We start from the raw sequence: 15,741 nt of genomic DNA on the forward strand, positions 1-15,741 counted from the left end.
TCAAGCCTCTAGCAGATTCTGGGCAATTGCTCACCCGCCAACCAGTCGACCACGCGCATGCCCCCAATCAGCGTTTCCATGCGCAGCAATCCGGGTGTGCCGGGCGCGGCATGAGCGCCCACCGCGCCGATCTGCGCCGCATCGCGCCCTTCGGGATGGGCGCGCATGATGTTCAGCACCGCCTCGGCCTGTTCGGGCGGACAGATGCAGACCAGCTTGCCCTCATTGGCGATATGGATCGGGTCGAGGCCCAGCAATTCACACGCCCCTGCCACCTCCGGCCGCACGGGGATCGCCGCCTCTTTCAACGTCATGCTCACCCCCGCCGCCTCGGCCAACTCATTGAGCGTGGCCGACAGTCCCCCGCGCGTGGGATCGCGCAGACAGGCGATGGAGGGCGCCGCCGCCAGCATATCCCCCACCATCCGGTGCAGCGCCGCGCTGTCGCTCTCAATCGTCGTGCCAAAGGCTAACCCCTGCCGCTGGCTGAGGATCGCCACGCCATGATCGCCCAAGGTGCCCGACAGCAGGATCGCCATGCCCGGCGCGATGCGTTCGGGCGCGATCTCGATCCCTTCGGGGATCAGGCCGATGCCGGTCGTGGTGATAAACAACCCATCGGCCGCCCCGCGCTCAACCACCTTGGTGTCGCCCGTAGCGATGGGAACGCTCGCCTTGCGCGCCGCCGCGCCCATGCTGGCGGCAATGTGGTCCAGCGTTTCGAGCGGCAATCCCTCCTCGATGATGAACGCCGCCGACAGCGCCACCGGCACCGCGCCCCCCATGGCCACATCATTGATCGTGCCATGCACGGCCAGCGAGCCAATATCGCCGCCGGGAAATTCCAGCGGGCTGATGACATGGGCGTCCGTGCTCATCACGATGCGGCCATGGGGCAGGTTCAGCCGGGCCGCGTCATGGCCCTGATCGAGGATGGGATTGGCGAAATGGCGAGCAAAGATCTCGCGGATCAGGCGCGTGGTGGCCATGCCGCCCCCGCCATGGGCCATTTCGACCGCCGCGCCGGGGCGCAGGATGCCGCTCATTCCGCCGCCTCCATCTCTGCCATCGTTTCGACGCGGCGATAGGTGTAATAGGCCGCGCAGGAGCCTTCGGAAGACACCATACAGGCCCCCATCGGCGTTTCGGGCGTACATGCCTTGCCGAACAATTTGCAGTCCTTGGGCTGCTTCACCCCGCGCAGGATGGCCGGGCATTCGCAGCTTTTCACCTCGCGGCTCTGCTTCTCGCTGATGGCGAAACGCGCCTCGGCGTCGAAATCGGCCAGTTCGGGGCGGATCGCGCGGGCGCTGTCGGGCACGCTGCCCAAACCGCGCCACTCGAATGTCTCGCGCAGGGCAAAGACCTCCTCGATCACGCCTTGCGCCTTGGTGTTGCCCGCCTCGGTCACGACGCGGGAATATTGGTTCTCGACCTCTTGGCGGCCCTCATTCACCTGACGGATCAGCATCAGCACCGATTGCAGCACATCGAGCGGTTCAAACCCGGCGATCACCAAAGGCCGCCCGTAATGCGCCACCAAGGGGCGATAGGCCCCCGCCCCGATCACCGTCGAAACATGGCTGGGCCCCAGAAACCCGTCGAGCGCCACGCCCGGCGCGGCCAGCACATGCGCCATCGCGGGCGGGGTCAGCACATGGTTGCAAAACACGCTGAAATTGGCGAGGCCCTGCGCCCGCGCGGTCAGGATCGCCATGCCGGTGGCGGGCGTGGTGGTTTCAAAACCGATGCCCATAAACACCACCTGCCGATCCGGATTGTCCCGCGCCAGCGCCAGCGCATCCAGCGGCGAATAGACCATGCGAATATCGGCCCCGGCGCTCCTAGCCGTCAGCATGGATCGCCGCCCGCTGCCCGGCACGCGCATCATGTCGCCATAGGTGGCCAGGATCACGCCATGCCGCTCGGCCAATTCGAGCGCATCGTCCAATCGCCGCATCGGCAGCACGCAGACCGGGCAGCCCGGCCCATGCACAAAGCGCACATTGGACGGCACCAGATCCTGCACCCCATAGCGAAAGATCGCATGGGTATGCCCGCCGCAAAATTCCATGAAGGCATAGGAGCGCGCCGGATCGGCCTCACGCGCAATCGCTGTGGCAAGGCTCTGCGCCAGCGCCGGATCGCGAAATTCGGAGACATATTTCATGGCTCGCCCCCCAGTTCTTCCTCGATCAACCCCGCCTCGGCCATCATTTTCAGCGTGGCCTCGGCCTCCTCCGCGCTGATCTTGTGCAGCGCATAGCCAACGTGGAGCAGGACATAATCGCCCAGCGCCACATCATCGACCAGCGCCACCGAGACCGAGCGCGTGATGCCGCCAGCCGACACAGTGGCCATGCCATCGGGCAAGAGTTCCACCACCTGCGCTGGGATCGCAAGGCACATGGGCTTAGCCCTCCACCACGGGGCGCGAGGCCAGAGCCATAGCGCGAGCGGCGCGCAGCCAGTCGAGCCATTGGCCCATCCCCTCGCCGCTGCGCGCGGAAACGCGGATCAGGCGGACGCGGGGATTGACCCGGCGGGCGTTGGCCATCGCCGCCTCGATGTCGAAATCCAGATGCGGCAAAAGATCGACCTTATTGACCAGCACCAGATCGGCGCTGGCAAACATATCGGGATATTTGAGCGGCTTGTCCTCGCCCTCGGTGACGGACAGGATCGCCACCCGTGCGCCCTCGCCAAGGTCAAAGGCAGCGGGGCAGACCAGATTGCCGACATTCTCGATGAAGAGCACGCTGCCATCGGCGGGCGCAAGGTGATCCACCGCATGGCCAACCATGTGGCCGTCGAGGTGGCATCCCTTGCCGGTGTTGATCTGGATCGCAGGCGCCCCGGTCGCGCGGATACGGTCGGCGTCGGCGCTGGTCTGCTGGTCGCCCTCGATCACCGCCACGGGAAATTCGTCCGCGATCTCGCTCAGCGTGCGGCACAGCAAGGTGGTCTTGCCCGATCCGGGCGAGGACACAAGATTGAGCGCCAGAATGCCAGCCGCCGTAAAGCGATCCCGGTTGGCGGCGGCATAGCGGGCGTTCTTGCCCATGATGTCGGCCTCAAGCTGGATCAGGCGGGTTTGGCTCATGCCCGGAACGGAAACGCCAGCGGGGCCGTGGCCATAGTGCAGATCATCGCCATGATGGTGATGATCGTGGTCATGGTGGTGATGGTCATGATCATGATGATGGTGGTCATGCCCATGCTCATGGTCGTGCCCGTGATGATGATGCCCGCCTTCCAGCTTGGCCCCGCCTTCGCCGCATCCGCAAACCGTGCACATTACAAAACCTCCAATTCGCGAATGGTCATGTCCTCGCCACCCGTCACCTGCAATTGATAGGACCCGCATTGCGGGCAAGCATCATAGCGCGCCGAAATCGCCACATTGGCCGCGCAAGGCATACACCACGCGCGGGCCGCCACGTCCTCGATCTCCAGCCTTGCGCCTTCGGCCACGCCGCCGCGCATCACCACATCGAAACCGAAACGCAGCGCCTCCGGCTCGACGCCCGACAGCGCGCCAATGGCCAGCTTGACCCGTTCGACGCGGGTAAAGCCTGCGGATCGGGCCTGTTCCTCCAAAATCTGGCGGATGGATTCGCAAATCGCCATTTCATGCATCAGGCCGTCTCCATCGCCATATCTACCGCCCAATCCACACAAGGATCGACGGCCTGCATCGCCCATGCCGCTTCCTGTGCCCTATGGCATTGCGCCAAAAGCGCGGCCGCGTCGCCATCCGTGCCGAACCGGCGCGCGGTGGGCGCGTCGATGGTGTATGCCCGCACCCGCCCCTTGTGAAGCCACACGCGATGGATCAGCCGCCCCCTTGCACAGGTCAATTCCGCCACGCCCATGCCGGGTTCAGGGGAATGCATATCGGGCGCGACTGGCGCGCCGTTCAAACGCGCGGCAAAGATCGGGCGCAGCGCTTCGGGCGCATGGGCCAGCACTCTTGCGGCCAGTCCAGATGCCTCCACACCGCGCCAATCGCCCGCGATAATCTCGCGCGCCAGTTCGGTCTGAGGCGCCTCGCCAATCAGCGCGGGCCAATCGAGACACAGGCGCAGGCCCGTCTCGCGCCGCGCCTCAGCTTGGACGCGCTCGATGCGCTGGTTCAGATCGTCAGGGGCAATCGCTTTCCCCATCGCCGCCGCCACGGCCATCTCGCCCGCCAGGCCCTGCGCCTCGCGGCAGATGCCGTGCAGGCGGCGCAGAGCCTGCCCTACCTTGATCGCGGGCAGGCCGATCAGCAGGCCTTGCGCATTGGGGATCGCGCAATGGGCGATCCGAGCCCCGGCAGGCGTCATGGCGATGCGGATGGCCGGGCCGGTCACGCCGCATACTCGCGGTTCAGGCGGAACAGGGCGCGACGGCTGAGGGCGGGTTTGGGTTCTGGGGCCGGCGCTGGCGGCGTGGTCATGATTTCGGCCATGGCGGCGTCTGCCGTGGCGATGGCCACCTCCATGGTTTCAAATTCAAACATGGGCGAAAACAGCGAGATCGCCCAATAGAAGCCCAAAGCCTCCTCATGCCCCCGGATCGCCTCATAGGCGCCCGATGGCAGGGCGATGTGGCGCTTCTCACCCACGCGGGCGGGGGCCTCATCATCCGGGCCAAAAGCCAAAACATTCATAAACCACGGCGTGATCAGCACGCCCAAGCGCCAGCCATCCCGCTCGCATGCCCCGCACATCGTCACGCCCAGCGCATCGTTCATCACCGGCACGCCCACCATGCGGGTCTGCGCAATATCGGCGAAGACCGCCTCAACCTGCGAGGCCCATGGTTCGGCCTGATCACTCATTCCACCACCATAAAGCCCGCCTTGGGCGCGTCGCATTGCGGGCATGTCCAATGGTCGGGCAGATCGGCAAAGGGCGTTCCGGGCGCGACTTGCCAGTATGTGCAGCCGTCGGCGGGATCATAGATATGCCAGCAGATCTTACATTCCAGCTTGGTCTGCGGGCCGATCTTGGCCACATCCCCGCCAAAGGAACCGTCGAAGAAGTGGGACTCGCTCACCGATAGGTGTCCATGATTTCGGCCAGCCGTTCGGCGCTGTCGGCAATATCCTCGGGGGCGGCCTGCGCCACGGCGGGCAAGGGGCTGATCTCGATCGTGTTGAGAATCAGCGTGTCCTGCGAATTGAAATAGCGCACCCACCAATTATGCCGCGTACCCGTGCTGCGGATGCGGCAATTGCCATAGCCTCGCGACAGAATGATGAGATCGCCCTTGCCCAGCGCTTCTTCCAGAAACAGCAAGTCGCCCTCGGTATGGGGCAGCAGCGAGAGGTTGATGACATGCGGATCGGCGCGCGTGGCCGTGCCGGGGATATGGGCGTTAATTTCGGCGATCAGCGCGGGGGCGTTGAACAGGCCGTCGAAGGTTTTTTCCGGGATCGTCACCTCGCCCTGCGCGCGGCCAAAGGCGGCAGCGATAAAGCCTGCCGGAAAGGCGCCAATATCCACCCGGTCGCCGCGGCGCTCGCCCGTTTGCCGCACGCGCCACACGCCCGCCAGCACCGATTCCTGCGCCTGATGGCTTTCGCCCAGCACGACCGAAACCTCGCCCTCGCCCAGCAATTGATCCACGAAAGCCAGGTCAGCCGGGGCCAGATGGGCCAGATCGACGCTTTCCTCCGGCCCGCCCGCCGCCACGCGGTTGAGGGCGGCAAGGATCGCCTCGCCCGCCGCCACGCCCGCGCCATGATCGGCGGCATCGGCGGGAATGCTGGCCATTGAGAACACCCGCATTTCCTCGGGCATAATCATATAGTCCAGCTTGGCGTCATCCGGCCCATCAGGCTGGCTGCCGGGGCCGACCAGAGCGCTGAGCAGGGTTTCGATTTCCGAGGTCATCATGCGTCTCCGTTGGGCGTGGCGCAGCCCGAGGGCATGCGGAAGGGCGGCGGGTCGGACGGTTCGCGGCCCAGCATGTCGGGCAGTTCGTTCATATATTCCGACCAGTCGCGGATGCCCTCCATCGCGCCCAGATATTGCCCTTCGCGCAGGAAGATCAGCGCCGGAAAAGAGGCAAAGCGAAAGCGGCGCTGCATCGCGCGCTCGGCATCGCGCGCGGCCACCAAAACGCCGACATGCCCGCCCAGCGCCTTGTCCAGTTCAGGCACCACCACAGCCAGATCATCGCATTCGGCCAGCCGCCACCAGTCCCCCGCCACCAGCAGCATGGAGAGCGGATGGGATGCGGCGATGGTATCAAAATCCTCTTCACCCACCACGGCGTAATCATGGCGGGCAATGATCGAGGCAAGCAGCGGCGAATGGGCCGAGCGGTCAAGTTCGGGGGAAAGGTCGCTCACAGGCTGTTCTCCGACAAAAGGTGGTCTGGCAATTGCGGTTCGCGCGCAATCAGATCGGCAAAGGCGGCGTCCAGATCGACCGCCTCGCCGCGCAGCAGCGCCGCCAGCGCATCGGTGGCGGCCAGCGTCTGTAGCGCGGTTTCCTCGTCCATCTTTTCGCGCGCGGCGCCAAGGAAGGTCATCAGCCATTCGCCCGGCACGCAATCGCCCACCAAGGCAGTGTCGATGGAATGCATCGCGCCATCATGGTGGCACAACGCAAAGCCCGCACCGCATTCCACCACGCGCATGGGCAGGCCGACGCACATTACAGCGCCACCTTGATGTTGGGTCCGCCAAGGATCGACTGGATTTCCGCCTCATGGTCATCCGGCCCCGCAGGCCCGGCCCAGCCATCGGCCAGCACACGCGCATCGCCGTGGCGGGGGGCTTCCTGCGCATCGGGGCGGGCGGCCTCATAATGCTCCATCAGCATTTCGAGGCTGCCGATGCCCTGTTCGGGCGAAAGCGGCACCGGGCGGCGCGTGGCATGGACCCCGCGCACGGCCAGCCATTTCAGGGCCACCTCGATCGCCGGCTCCATCTGCGCCTTGACGCTGTCGCGCAGCGAACCGCCGAAATCCTCCAGTTCCTCAGGCTGCACCCCCACCAGCAGGATTTCGGCGGGCGGCTCGCCCATCATCTCGGCCATGGCCAGGACTTCCTGAAAGCCGGTCTGGTGCAGCGAGATCTTTTTCGCGCCAAGGAAGCTGGGCACTTCCTCGCCCTCGACCACTTTCATCGTGGCGGGCGGCAATCCGTAATCGACCGCGTCGAACACCACCAACAGATCGGCCTCGCGGATGTCCTGCACCAGATAGATGCCCTGCGTACCGCCATCCATCAGCCGCACATGATCGGGAAAGGACCAGTGGCGATGGAGATGCTCGACCGCGCGCACGCCAAAGCCTTCATCGGCCCACAACAGATTGCCGATGCCCAGAATGAGTGTGTTGAGCTTTTGCCCGTTCATTGATTGCTCCCCACCATCGCATGGAATGGTTTCGTTATGGAAAGAGGGATTGCAAGCGCTGTGCCAGTTCCTGCCAAAGCGTGAAGATGTGGGCCAAATGGGTTAGGGAAGGCTGCGGGGCGCAAGCGTCAAATGCAAATAAACTTTCCACTGTGAAAAGGTGGTATGCAAACTTTCTTTCCATGCAAAAAGGGGAGCGGTTTCCCACTCCCCTTTCCTTCGCGCATGGCCAATCCGATCAGGTGTCGCGGTCAATCGGCTTGGCATCGCGGAAATTGCGCCAGCCCGAAATCATCGAGGAAATGATCGACTGGCGCGACATGATATCCTCGCGCACGGCGGCATAGATATGGACGATGACAAAGGTCACCATCGCCCACATCACCAGATGGTGCCACGTATGCACGGTCTGCGAATTGCCGCCAAAGATCCACAGCACCGGCCCGGTAAACACCGTGTGGATCCAGCCCGGCCCCTCACCCTCGCCATAGAGGGCAAGGCCGGTGACGATCATAAACAGGCCCACCCACACGAACAGGACATGCATCGAGATCATCGCCAGCGGATTATGGCCGATATATTTGCGCGGATGCTCCTCGATCATCGCATACCAGCGCATTTCATGCAGCACGCCCTTCCAAAAGCCGATGTGCCAGAAAGGCGGCCGGAAGATCTCGCGCGCATGATGGTTGCCGACAAAGCTCCAGTAGAAGCGCAGGACAAAGCCAACCGCCATGATCTGGCCCGCGCTGAAATGCAAAAAGCGGACCCAGCCGAAGAAATAATGGCTCGACGCCTCGCCCATCAGCGCAAAGGGCGGCGAACCGATCAGATAGCCGGTGACGAACAGCACCGTGACGGCAAGCGCATTGATCCAGTGCCAGATGCGCACCGGCGCTTCATAGACGTAGACCGCTGGTTCAACGGCTAATGGCGGGTCGATGGGTGTGCTGGCCATGGCGCTCTCCCCCCTTTATGCGGCGAGCAGCGCAAGGCCGGTGGCGCCAAGCGCGAGGCCCGCCGCCAGCCGCCCCTGCGACCGTGAGAAGATCATCCGGCCCATTTGCCATCCCGCGCCATGCAGCAGCGCCGAGGACACAAGAAAGCCGCCGAAATAGGCCGCCAGATTGCCGCTGGCCTCCGCGCCATGGGCCAGTCCATGCACCGCGCCCGTCGCCACGATCAGCCCCAGCGCGAGGCCTGAGGACAGCCGCGTGGCCAGCACCAGCAGCGCGCCCAGCACCAGCACCGATCCGGCCACCATCGGCTCGATCATAGGCAGCGCGCCCGTCATCAGCCCGGCCACAGCGCCCATCGCCAGCGCGCCCATAAAGGCCAGCGGCGCGATCACCGCCTGCCGCGCAGGCCGCGTTGCCGCCCACAGGCCCACCGCCACCATCGCAGCCAGATGGTCCACGCCCGAAAACGGATGCGCCAGCCCCGCCATCATCGAGCCGTCATGGCCCGGATGCGCCATCGCGGGCATGGCGCTCGCCGCAAGAACAGAGGCGGCCAGAACAGTTTTACCAATCGCTTTCATCAAACCTCTCCTCTGTTACCGTACCTTGACCTGCGCCATTTCCTGCCCATCCGGCCCCATCACATGGGTCGAACAGGCAAGGCACGGGTCAAAACTGTGCAGCGTACGCAGGATTTCCACCGGCTCTTCGGCGCGCTCGACCTTGGTGTTCATCAAGCTGGCCTCAAAGGCGCCGATGTTGCCCTGGTTGTCGCGGGGGCTGCCGTTCCAGGTGGTGGGCACGACGCATTGGTAATTGTCGATCTTGCCGTCCTTTATGCGGATCCAGTGGCCCAAGGCCCCGCGCGGCGCCTCGGTAAAGCCAACGCCCTTGACCTCGGAGGGCCAGGTCTTGGGGTCGAATTTGGCGGTGTTGGCGGTGGATGTGTCGCCCGCCTTGATATTGGCGATCAGCTTGTCGAGGAAATACTTCTGCTTGCGCGCGGCCCATTGCGCCTCCAGCCCGCGTGCGGCGGTGCGGCCCAGCGTCGAGAACAGGGCGTCCATCGGCACGTCCAGCGTTTTGAGCGCCCAATCGACCTGCTCCTTGATCTCCTTGTTGCCCTGCATATAGCCGATGACATAGCGGGCCAGCGGCCCCACCTCCATCGCATGGCCGCGCCAGCGCGGGGCCTTGATCCAGCTGTATTTGGCGCTCTCGTCGATTTCCTCGATGCGGGTGCTGGTGCCCTTGGCGCCCTTGCCCAGCTCGTAATGCGGCTCGGTCACACCATCCCACGGGTGCAGGCCCTTGCTCTCGTCCTCATATTTGTACCACGAATGCGGCACAAATTCCTGCACCTGCGTCAGGTCGGTCAGATCAACCGGGTGAACTTCGGAGAGCTTGCCGTTGATGATCGCCCCGCGCGGCATCATCAGGTTGGCGGGGCTGTAATCATTGGCCTTGTCGGGAATGTCGCCATAGGCCAGCAGCGACTTGTTCGACAGGCCGCCGCCATAGAGCCAGCCCTTGTAATAGGAGGCGATGGCCATCAGGTCGGGAATATAGACATTCTCGACGAATTCGATGCAGCGCTGGGTGATGTCGGCCACATAGTTGAGGCTGACCATATTGATCGGCGCGCCCGCCGCCATATCGCCATCAATGTTGATCGCGCAGGGCACGCCCCCCACCAGCCAGTTGGGATGAATATCCTTGCCGCCGAAGATCGTGCGCACACGCATGATTTCTTTCTGGAAATCCAGCGCTTCAAGGTAATGCGTCACCGCCATAAGGTCGGCTTCGGGCGGCAATTTATAGGCCGGGTTCGTCCAATAGCCATTCTTGAACGGCCCCAATTGCCCGCTTTCGACAAATTTGCGCAGGCGCGTCTGCACATCGCGGAAATAGCCGGGCGAGGAATTGGGATGGCTGGGCGAGACTTTTTGCTGCAGTTCGCTGGTGGCCTTGGGATCGGCCTTGAGCGCATTGACGGGGTTCACCCAATCGAGCGCGTGCAGATGGTAGAAATGCACCAGATGGTCATGCACCTGCAGCGACAATTGCATGATGTTGCGGATCGAATTGGCGTTTTCGGGAATCTCGATCCCCAGCGCATTTTCCACCGCGCGCACGCTGGTCAAAGCATGGGTGCCGGTGCAGACGCCGCAGATGCGCTGGACAAAGGCCCATGCGTCGCGCGGGTCGCGGCCCTTCAGGATCACTTCAAGGCCGCGCCACATCGTGCCGGTGGAAACGGCGTTCCGGATCACATTGTTGGCGTCGAGATTGACCTCGCAGCGCATATGCCCTTCGATGCGGGTGACGGGATCGACGACAACGCGCTTGCCGCTGCTGTCGAGGTTAAAGCCATTGGGCGTGGCTATCGTGGCCATCAGTCCTGTCCCTCAAGTTCATTGTTCTTGGTGTCTTCGCCGGTCTTCTGGCGCGCGCGCTTGACCGCGCTGGCGGCGGCATGGGCGGCCGCGGCAATGCCCACCACGCCCGCGGCGGTCCCGCCGATCTGGTCTGCATTGGCCTCGATGCCGAAACCCTTGATGTCGGTCAGGCGTTCATAGAAAGAACCCTTGTCCCAGAAGCCGTCTTCCGAACAGCCGATGCAGGGATGCCCCGCCTGAATGGGGAAGGACAGGCCGCCGTTCCAGCGTACCGTCGAGCAGGCGTTATAGGTGGTCGGCCCCTTGCAGCCGACCTTGTAAAGGCAATAGCCCTTGCGCGCGCCCTCATCATCGAATTTCTCGACAAATTGCCCGGCGTCGAAATGCGGGCGGCGATAGCATTTGTCGTGAATACGCTGCGAATAGAACATCTTGGGGCGGCCCTGAAGGTCCAGCTCCGGGAATCGCTCAAAGGTCAGGATATAGGCGATCACCGCAGTCATCACCTCGGCGATCGGCGGGCAGCCCGGCACCTTGATGATGGGCTTGGCGGGCAGACCGGGCACCTTATGCACCGGGGTCGCCTGTGTGGGATTGGGCCGCGCGGCCTGAACGCAGCCCCAGCTTGCGCACGATCCCCAGCTGATGATCGCCTTGCAATGGTCGGCGGCCTCTTTCAATTGCTCAAGGAACGGACGCCCGCCGATGATGCAGCTCATCCCTTCCTGATTGAGCGGTGGATTGCCCTCAACGGCCAGAATGAAATTACCATCATATTTCTTGATGGTTTCCTGAATGATCGCCTCGGCCTGATGCCCGGCGGCGGCCATGATCGTGTCGTCATAATCAAGGCTGATCATCGAAAGGATCACGTCCTTGGCCAGCGGATGGCCCGAACGGATGAAGCTTTCCGAACAGCAGGTGCATTCCAGCCCATGCAGCCACAGCACGGGAATGCGCGGCTTGGTTTCCATCGCATCCTGAATTTGCGCGGCGGCGGCGGGCGGCAGGCCCAAGGCTGCGGCAGTCAGGCTGCAAAACTTGGTAAAGCTGCGCCTCGTGATGCCCTGACGGCGCATCACATCGTAAAATGTCTCGGTGGCCATGCGTGTTCTTCCCCGGACGTTTCCCCTTGACGGGGATTTGCGTGTTAAGATTTCAGCGGGGATTGTTAAGCAAGGCCTGTGCCAGATACGGATATTGGCGGGAAAGGTGGATTATCCCCGACTGGCGAACCAATCCGGATGGCAAGTTGCCTTCCACTTATGCCCGCGCGCTTTCCACCCGCCATGGGGCAATATGTCTTGAAACGAGCGGATGACGCGAGGCCCGCGCACGGCTATGCGTTTGATCGTGCATGCGATCCGCCGCCTTGTCCAAAGCCACCGCTGGCTGGCCGCCGCCTTTATGGCGCTGGCGCTGCTGGTGCGCGCATGGGTTCCGGCGGGCTATATGCCCGATCATCGGGCGCGGGTGCTCACTATGGAAATCTGCGCCGATTCTTTGGGCCAAAGGATCACGCGCAGCATCACCCTGCCCGGCCGCGACGATGGCACAGCGCGGGTAAAGAACCATTGCGACTATGGCGTGATGGCGGACGCGGCGATGGGCGGGGCCGACGGGTTTCTGCTGGCCGCCGCGCTGGCCTTTATTCTGGCGCTGGGGTTTTTGCCCCGGCCTGCTCTGCCGCTGCGCCGCGCACGCGCGATCCGGCCCCCTTTGCGCGGGCCGCCTGCCCGCCCCTGAACCGGCCTTGCTTGCCGGAATGACGCCATGGCGCGCCTTTGGCCGCGCCCGTTTGCGCCTGCCTGTTTCGGGGGTTTTATGTCTTTTGTTTCCTATGCGGCCCTAGCTGTGGCCGTGCTTGCCACGCCTGCCTATGCCGGTGATGAGGACCAACGCACCATCATCGTCAATGCCCAAGCCACCGCCATCGCAACACCTGCCGCCTCCACCGCCTCGGTCGACGCTGCCACCATCGCTGCTCAGGTTAACGCCGTCAGCGTCGAGGACACGCTCAAATATCTGCCCAGCCTGATCATCCGCAAACGCCACATAGGCGACAATTACGCCCCCATCGCCACGCGCACCAGCGGGCTGGGCTCATCGGCGCGCAGCCTGATCTATGCCGATGGCGCGCTGCTGTCGGCGCTGATCGGCAATAACAATGGCAATGGCTCGCCGCGCTGGAGTCTGGTGACGCCTGCGGAAATCGAGCGGGTCGATGTGATCTACGGCCCCTTCTCGGCGGCCTATGCGGGTAATTCGATCGGCACTGTGGTCAATATCACCACCCGGATGCCGGACAAGCTTGAGGCGCGCCTCTCGGCCCAGACCAATATCCAGACCTATTCCTATTACGGCACCGACCAGACCTTGCCGACCGCGCAATTCTCCGGCTCGCTGGGCCAGCGCTTTGGCCGTTTCTCGGTGCTGCTCAGCGCCACCCGCACCACCGCCAACAGCCAGCCCGTCAGCTTCATCACCGCCACCGGCGGCACGGCGGGCTATGCCGATGTCAACCGCACGGGTGCTGCCATCCGTGTGCTGGGCGCAGGGGGCATCGAGCATCACGTTCAGGACACCTATAAGGCCAAATTCGCCTATGACCTGACACCCAGTGTTCAAGCCCGCTATGTTCTGGGCATCTGGCGCGACGATACGCAAGGCGGCGTGCAGACCTATACCCAATCCTATACCACCGCCTTCAATTCCGCGCTCTACGCCCGCGATGCGCTGCACCTGTCCCATGCGCTCAGCCTGACGGGGCGCGACTGGCAGGTGATCGGCACGCTCTATCGCTATGAACGCGATGCTCAGAACAACCCCTCGCCCGATGCGTCCAGCGGCATTGCCAGCACCGGTTTTATCGCCACGCGCAACGACCTGCCCGGCGCGTTTACGGGCGGCGCGGGTACGATGGCGCGTCAGGAAGGCACCGGCTGGGCCACGCTGGACGTACGCATCGCCCGCAATTGGGGCGCGGGGCAGAGGATCAGCATTGGCGCGCATTTCGACCGGACAACCCTGAATGCGGCCACCTATTCCATCGCCAACTGGCTCGACAATAGCTCAGCGGTTGGCCAATTGCGCTCGGCCAGCAGGGGCAATACGCGGACCTTCGCGCTCTGGGCGCAGGATGAAATCCGCCTTGCCTCTGGCGTGAAGCTGACGCTGGGCGGGCGTCAGGAATGGTGGCGCGCCTATGGCGGGGTCAACACCACGCTGTCCTCCACGATCAACGCCACGCTGGTCCAACCGGAGCGCAGCTTTGCCGGGTTCAGCCCCAAGGCGGCGCTGGAATATCGCCTTGCGTCGCAATGGAACGCGCGGCTTTCGGCAGGTCAAGCCTTTCGCATGCCCACCGTGGGCGAACTGTATCAGACCGTCACCACCGGCACTTTGCTGGCCAATCCCAACCCCGGCCTGTTGCCCGAACGCGCGCGCAGCCTCGAATTGGCGCTGGAGCATAAGGCGCTCCATGGCTCGGCCCGGATCGCCCTGTTTAACGAGGTGGTCGATAATGCGCTGATTTCGCAATTGAACAGCGCGACCAACACCACCTATGTGCAAAATGTCGAGCGCACCCGCGCGCGCGGGGTCGAAATCGCCGCCGAGCGCCGCGACATCCTTGGCGCCTTCGACCTACAGGCCACCCTGACCCATGCCGCAGCAATCACCAGCCGGAACAGCATCCTGCCCTCGGCTCAAGGCAAATTGCTGCCCTCCGTCCCCCGCTGGAAGGCCAGCGCCGTGGTGACATGGCATCCCACGCCCCGCTTCAGCCTGAGCGCGGCGGCGCGCTATTCCAGCCGCAATTACGCCACGCTCGACAACTCCGACATCATCGGCAACACCTATCAGGGCTTCAACAAATATTTCGTCATCGATCTGCGCGCCCTATTCCGCGTCACCGATCATTTCGAGGCCAGCCTTGGCGTCGATAATCTCAACAATGACAAATACTTCCTCTTCCACCCCTTCCCCCAGCGCAGCTTTGCGGCAGGCGTGGACTGGCGGATGTAGCGCCTTCGCAGTTTGCCCCCTTGTTCCCCCGGCGCGGCGCGGCCATAGGCTTGCCCATGAGCATCATTCTGATCGACGCCGGGGGAACTATCTCCTCCTTGCCCGATGCGGGCGGCAAGCTGGCCGGGGGCGCTTCCGGCCTTGGGAAAACTCTGGCGGGGCCTGTCGTGCGGCAGGTTTACGCAGGCCTGTCCGAGGATATGACGCTGGCCGATATGGCCCGCGTGCGCGATGCGGTGCTGGCCGCATTGGCCGAGCCGGAGATGGCGGGCATTGTCGTGGCCCATGGCACCGATGCGATGGAGGAAACCGCCTATCTCATCGATCTGTCGCTGCCCCTTACCAAACCCGTGATCGTCACCGGGGCGATGCTGCCGATCAGCGATCCGGCCAGCGATGGTCCGGGCAATCTGGCCGCCGCCCTGCGCGCCGCCGCCACGCCGGAATTGGCGGCGCATGGCGCGCTGGTGGCTTTTGCCGGGCATCTGATCCCGGCGGCGCTGGTCTATAAGCACGCCACCTCGGCGCTCGACGGCTTTGGCTGGCGCGGGGCGGCGGCGGGCACGGCTTCGGGCGAGGCGATCACCGCGCCTGCTCCCCTGCCCCGGTTTGCGCCTTTGGCGCCGGTCGTGCCCGATGGTTTCTGCCCGATCATCGCGCTTTCGGGCGGAGATGATGGCGCGATGATCCGAGCCGCAGTGGCATCGGGCGCGCGGGGCATCGTGCTGATGGCGCTGGGGCGCGGCAATGGTTCCGTGGGCGCGGCGCAGGCGATTGCGCAGGCGGGCGTGCCGGTGGTGGTCGCCTCGCGCTGCCCCACAGGCTCGACCGCCGCCGATTATGCCAGCGGTCAGCGCCTTGCCGAAGCGGGCGCGATCTTTGCGGGCGGATTGGGCGCGACTCAGGCGCGGATTTTGCTCTCCACCCTGATCGCAGCGGGCGTGGCCGATATTGCCGCCGAATTTGCCGCGCGCGGCGCCATCTATACGGAAACCCATTGAC

19 protein-coding genes are annotated in these 15,741 nt (G+C 64.0%); 3 read left to right on the forward strand and 16 right to left on the reverse strand.

Annotated features, from left to right (window positions below; translation table 11 throughout):
* Positions 1–8: 8 nt before the first annotated feature.
* The 16 genes from hypE to GGR38_RS07625 all read right to left on the reverse strand — a co-directional run bounded on the left by hypE (position 9) and on the right by GGR38_RS07625 (position 11,819).
* Positions 9–1,046 carry a hydrogenase expression/formation protein HypE gene (hypE, locus tag GGR38_RS07550; protein ID WP_183624186.1) on the reverse strand — a complete coding sequence of 346 codons (1,038 nt, stop codon included), beginning with the start codon at positions 1,044–1,046 and terminating at the stop codon, positions 9–11.
* Positions 1,043–2,170, reverse strand: a complete 1,128-nt coding sequence (gene hypD, locus GGR38_RS07555; protein WP_183624188.1) for a hydrogenase formation protein HypD — start codon at positions 2,168–2,170, stop codon at positions 1,043–1,045. Before hypD ends, hypE begins: the two co-directional genes overlap by 4 nt.
* Positions 2,167–2,409, reverse strand: a complete 243-nt coding sequence (locus GGR38_RS07560; protein WP_183624190.1) for a HypC/HybG/HupF family hydrogenase formation chaperone — start codon at positions 2,407–2,409, stop codon at positions 2,167–2,169. Before GGR38_RS07560 ends, hypD begins: the two co-directional genes overlap by 4 nt.
* Positions 2,410–2,413: 4 nt before the next feature.
* Positions 2,414–3,367 carry a hydrogenase nickel incorporation protein HypB gene (hypB, locus tag GGR38_RS07565; RefSeq protein WP_343059034.1) on the reverse strand — a complete coding sequence of 318 codons (954 nt, stop codon included), beginning with the start codon at positions 3,365–3,367 and terminating at the stop codon, positions 2,414–2,416.
* Positions 3,298–3,639, reverse strand: a complete 342-nt coding sequence (hypA, locus tag GGR38_RS07570) for a hydrogenase maturation nickel metallochaperone HypA (protein ID WP_168602676.1) — start codon at positions 3,637–3,639, stop codon at positions 3,298–3,300. Before hypA ends, hypB begins: the two co-directional genes overlap by 70 nt.
* Entirely contained in the window at positions 3,639–4,355 is a 717-nt protein-coding gene (locus tag GGR38_RS07575) for a Ni,Fe-hydrogenase I large subunit (RefSeq protein WP_183624194.1), read from the reverse strand. Before GGR38_RS07575 ends, hypA begins: the two co-directional genes overlap by 1 nt.
* Positions 4,352–4,825, reverse strand: coding sequence for a [NiFe]-hydrogenase assembly chaperone HybE (gene hybE / locus GGR38_RS07580; RefSeq protein WP_183624196.1), 474 nt, complete (start codon positions 4,823–4,825; stop codon positions 4,352–4,354). The genes GGR38_RS07575 and hybE overlap by 4 nt, the downstream gene beginning before the upstream one ends.
* On the reverse strand, positions 4,822–5,043 hold the full coding sequence (locus GGR38_RS07585) for a rubredoxin (RefSeq protein ID WP_183624198.1): 222 nt from the start codon (positions 5,041–5,043) through the stop codon (positions 4,822–4,824). The genes hybE and GGR38_RS07585 overlap by 4 nt, the downstream gene beginning before the upstream one ends.
* On the reverse strand, positions 5,040–5,882 hold the full coding sequence (locus GGR38_RS07590) for a hydrogenase expression/formation protein (RefSeq protein ID WP_246404328.1): 843 nt from the start codon (positions 5,880–5,882) through the stop codon (positions 5,040–5,042). The genes GGR38_RS07585 and GGR38_RS07590 overlap by 4 nt, the downstream gene beginning before the upstream one ends.
* Positions 5,882–6,343, reverse strand: a complete 462-nt coding sequence (locus tag GGR38_RS07595) for a thioredoxin domain-containing protein (RefSeq protein ID WP_183624202.1) — start codon at positions 6,341–6,343, stop codon at positions 5,882–5,884. Before GGR38_RS07595 ends, GGR38_RS07590 begins: the two co-directional genes overlap by 1 nt.
* The gene (gene hypC, locus GGR38_RS07600) at positions 6,340–6,651 is read right to left on the reverse strand and encodes a HypC/HybG/HupF family hydrogenase formation chaperone (protein WP_183624204.1); all 312 of its coding nucleotides are present in this window, start codon (positions 6,649–6,651) and stop codon (positions 6,340–6,342) included. Before hypC ends, GGR38_RS07595 begins: the two co-directional genes overlap by 4 nt.
* Complete coding sequence (locus GGR38_RS07605) at positions 6,651–7,355, reverse strand: HyaD/HybD family hydrogenase maturation endopeptidase (protein WP_183624207.1); 705 nt, start codon at positions 7,353–7,355, stop codon at positions 6,651–6,653. The genes hypC and GGR38_RS07605 overlap by 1 nt, the downstream gene beginning before the upstream one ends.
* Positions 7,356–7,593: 238 nt before the next feature.
* Positions 7,594–8,313 carry a Ni/Fe-hydrogenase, b-type cytochrome subunit gene (gene cybH, locus GGR38_RS07610; RefSeq protein ID WP_183624215.1) on the reverse strand — a complete coding sequence of 240 codons (720 nt, stop codon included), beginning with the start codon at positions 8,311–8,313 and terminating at the stop codon, positions 7,594–7,596.
* A gap of 15 nt (positions 8,314–8,328) precedes the next feature.
* Entirely contained in the window at positions 8,329–8,895 is a 567-nt protein-coding gene (locus GGR38_RS07615; RefSeq protein ID WP_183624217.1) for a HupE/UreJ family protein, read from the reverse strand.
* A 15-nt stretch (positions 8,896–8,910) separates the two neighbouring features.
* The gene (locus GGR38_RS07620; RefSeq protein ID WP_183624219.1) at positions 8,911–10,710 is read right to left on the reverse strand and encodes a nickel-dependent hydrogenase large subunit; all 1,800 of its coding nucleotides are present in this window, start codon (positions 10,708–10,710) and stop codon (positions 8,911–8,913) included.
* Positions 10,710–11,819 (reverse strand): hydrogenase small subunit, encoded by a 1,110-nt coding sequence (locus GGR38_RS07625; protein WP_183624221.1) that lies wholly within the window; start codon positions 11,817–11,819, stop codon positions 10,710–10,712. Before GGR38_RS07625 ends, GGR38_RS07620 begins: the two co-directional genes overlap by 1 nt.
* A gap of 235 nt (positions 11,820–12,054) precedes the next feature.
* On the opposite strand from GGR38_RS07625, the gene GGR38_RS07630 reads away from it, so the two are divergent.
* The 3 genes from GGR38_RS07630 to GGR38_RS07640 all read left to right on the forward strand — a co-directional run bounded on the left by GGR38_RS07630 (position 12,055) and on the right by GGR38_RS07640 (position 15,740).
* Positions 12,055–12,459, forward strand: a complete 405-nt coding sequence (locus GGR38_RS07630) for a hypothetical protein (RefSeq protein ID WP_221227039.1) — start codon at positions 12,055–12,057, stop codon at positions 12,457–12,459.
* A gap of 78 nt (positions 12,460–12,537) precedes the next feature.
* The gene (locus GGR38_RS07635; protein WP_183624223.1) at positions 12,538–14,739 is read left to right on the forward strand and encodes a TonB-dependent receptor; all 2,202 of its coding nucleotides are present in this window, start codon (positions 12,538–12,540) and stop codon (positions 14,737–14,739) included.
* Between the two features lie 56 nt (positions 14,740–14,795).
* Positions 14,796–15,740: an asparaginase gene (locus GGR38_RS07640; RefSeq protein ID WP_183624226.1), complete on the forward strand. Its 945-nt coding sequence runs from the start codon at positions 14,796–14,798 to the stop codon at positions 15,738–15,740.
* Position 15,741: the final 1 nt, after the last annotated feature.

The organism is Novosphingobium sediminicola, from assembly GCF_014196525.1.
GTDB classification, from domain to species: domain Bacteria; phylum Pseudomonadota; class Alphaproteobacteria; order Sphingomonadales; family Sphingomonadaceae; genus Novosphingobium; species Novosphingobium sediminicola.

Excerpts from the sequence above, each read along its gene's own strand:
- hypE (WP_183624186.1), bottom strand. The coding sequence starts at position 1,046 with ATGAGCGGCATCCTGCGCCCCGGCGCGGCGGTCGAAATGGCCCATGGC.
- hypD (WP_183624188.1), bottom strand. The coding sequence starts at position 2,170 with ATGAAATATGTCTCCGAATTTCGCGATCCGGCGCTGGCGCAGAGCCTT.
- GGR38_RS07560 (WP_183624190.1), bottom strand. The coding sequence starts at position 2,409 with ATGTGCCTTGCGATCCCAGCGCAGGTGGTGGAACTCTTGCCCGATGGC.
- hypB (WP_343059034.1), bottom strand. The coding sequence starts at position 3,367 with ATGCGGGTCCTATCAATTGCAGGTGACGGGTGGCGAGGACATGACCAT.
- hypA (WP_168602676.1), bottom strand. The coding sequence starts at position 3,639 with ATGCATGAAATGGCGATTTGCGAATCCATCCGCCAGATTTTGGAGGAA.
- hybE (WP_183624196.1), bottom strand. The coding sequence starts at position 4,825 with ATGAGTGATCAGGCCGAACCATGGGCCTCGCAGGTTGAGGCGGTCTTC.
- GGR38_RS07590 (WP_246404328.1), bottom strand. The coding sequence starts at position 5,882 with ATGACCTCGGAAATCGAAACCCTGCTCAGCGCTCTGGTCGGCCCCGGC.
- hypC (WP_183624204.1), bottom strand. The coding sequence starts at position 6,651 with ATGTGCGTCGGCCTGCCCATGCGCGTGGTGGAATGCGGTGCGGGCTTT.
- GGR38_RS07605 (WP_183624207.1), bottom strand. The coding sequence starts at position 7,355 with ATGAACGGGCAAAAGCTCAACACACTCATTCTGGGCATCGGCAATCTG.
- cybH (WP_183624215.1), bottom strand. The coding sequence starts at position 8,313 with ATGGCCAGCACACCCATCGACCCGCCATTAGCCGTTGAACCAGCGGTC.
- GGR38_RS07615 (WP_183624217.1), bottom strand. The coding sequence starts at position 8,895 with ATGAAAGCGATTGGTAAAACTGTTCTGGCCGCCTCTGTTCTTGCGGCG.
- GGR38_RS07620 (WP_183624219.1), bottom strand. The coding sequence starts at position 10,710 with ATGGCCACGATAGCCACGCCCAATGGCTTTAACCTCGACAGCAGCGGC.
- GGR38_RS07625 (WP_183624221.1), bottom strand. The coding sequence starts at position 11,819 with ATGGCCACCGAGACATTTTACGATGTGATGCGCCGTCAGGGCATCACG.
- GGR38_RS07630 (WP_221227039.1), top strand. The coding sequence starts at position 12,055 with ATGCGTTTGATCGTGCATGCGATCCGCCGCCTTGTCCAAAGCCACCGC.
- GGR38_RS07635 (WP_183624223.1), top strand. The coding sequence starts at position 12,538 with ATGTCTTTTGTTTCCTATGCGGCCCTAGCTGTGGCCGTGCTTGCCACG.
- GGR38_RS07640 (WP_183624226.1), top strand. The coding sequence starts at position 14,796 with ATGAGCATCATTCTGATCGACGCCGGGGGAACTATCTCCTCCTTGCCC.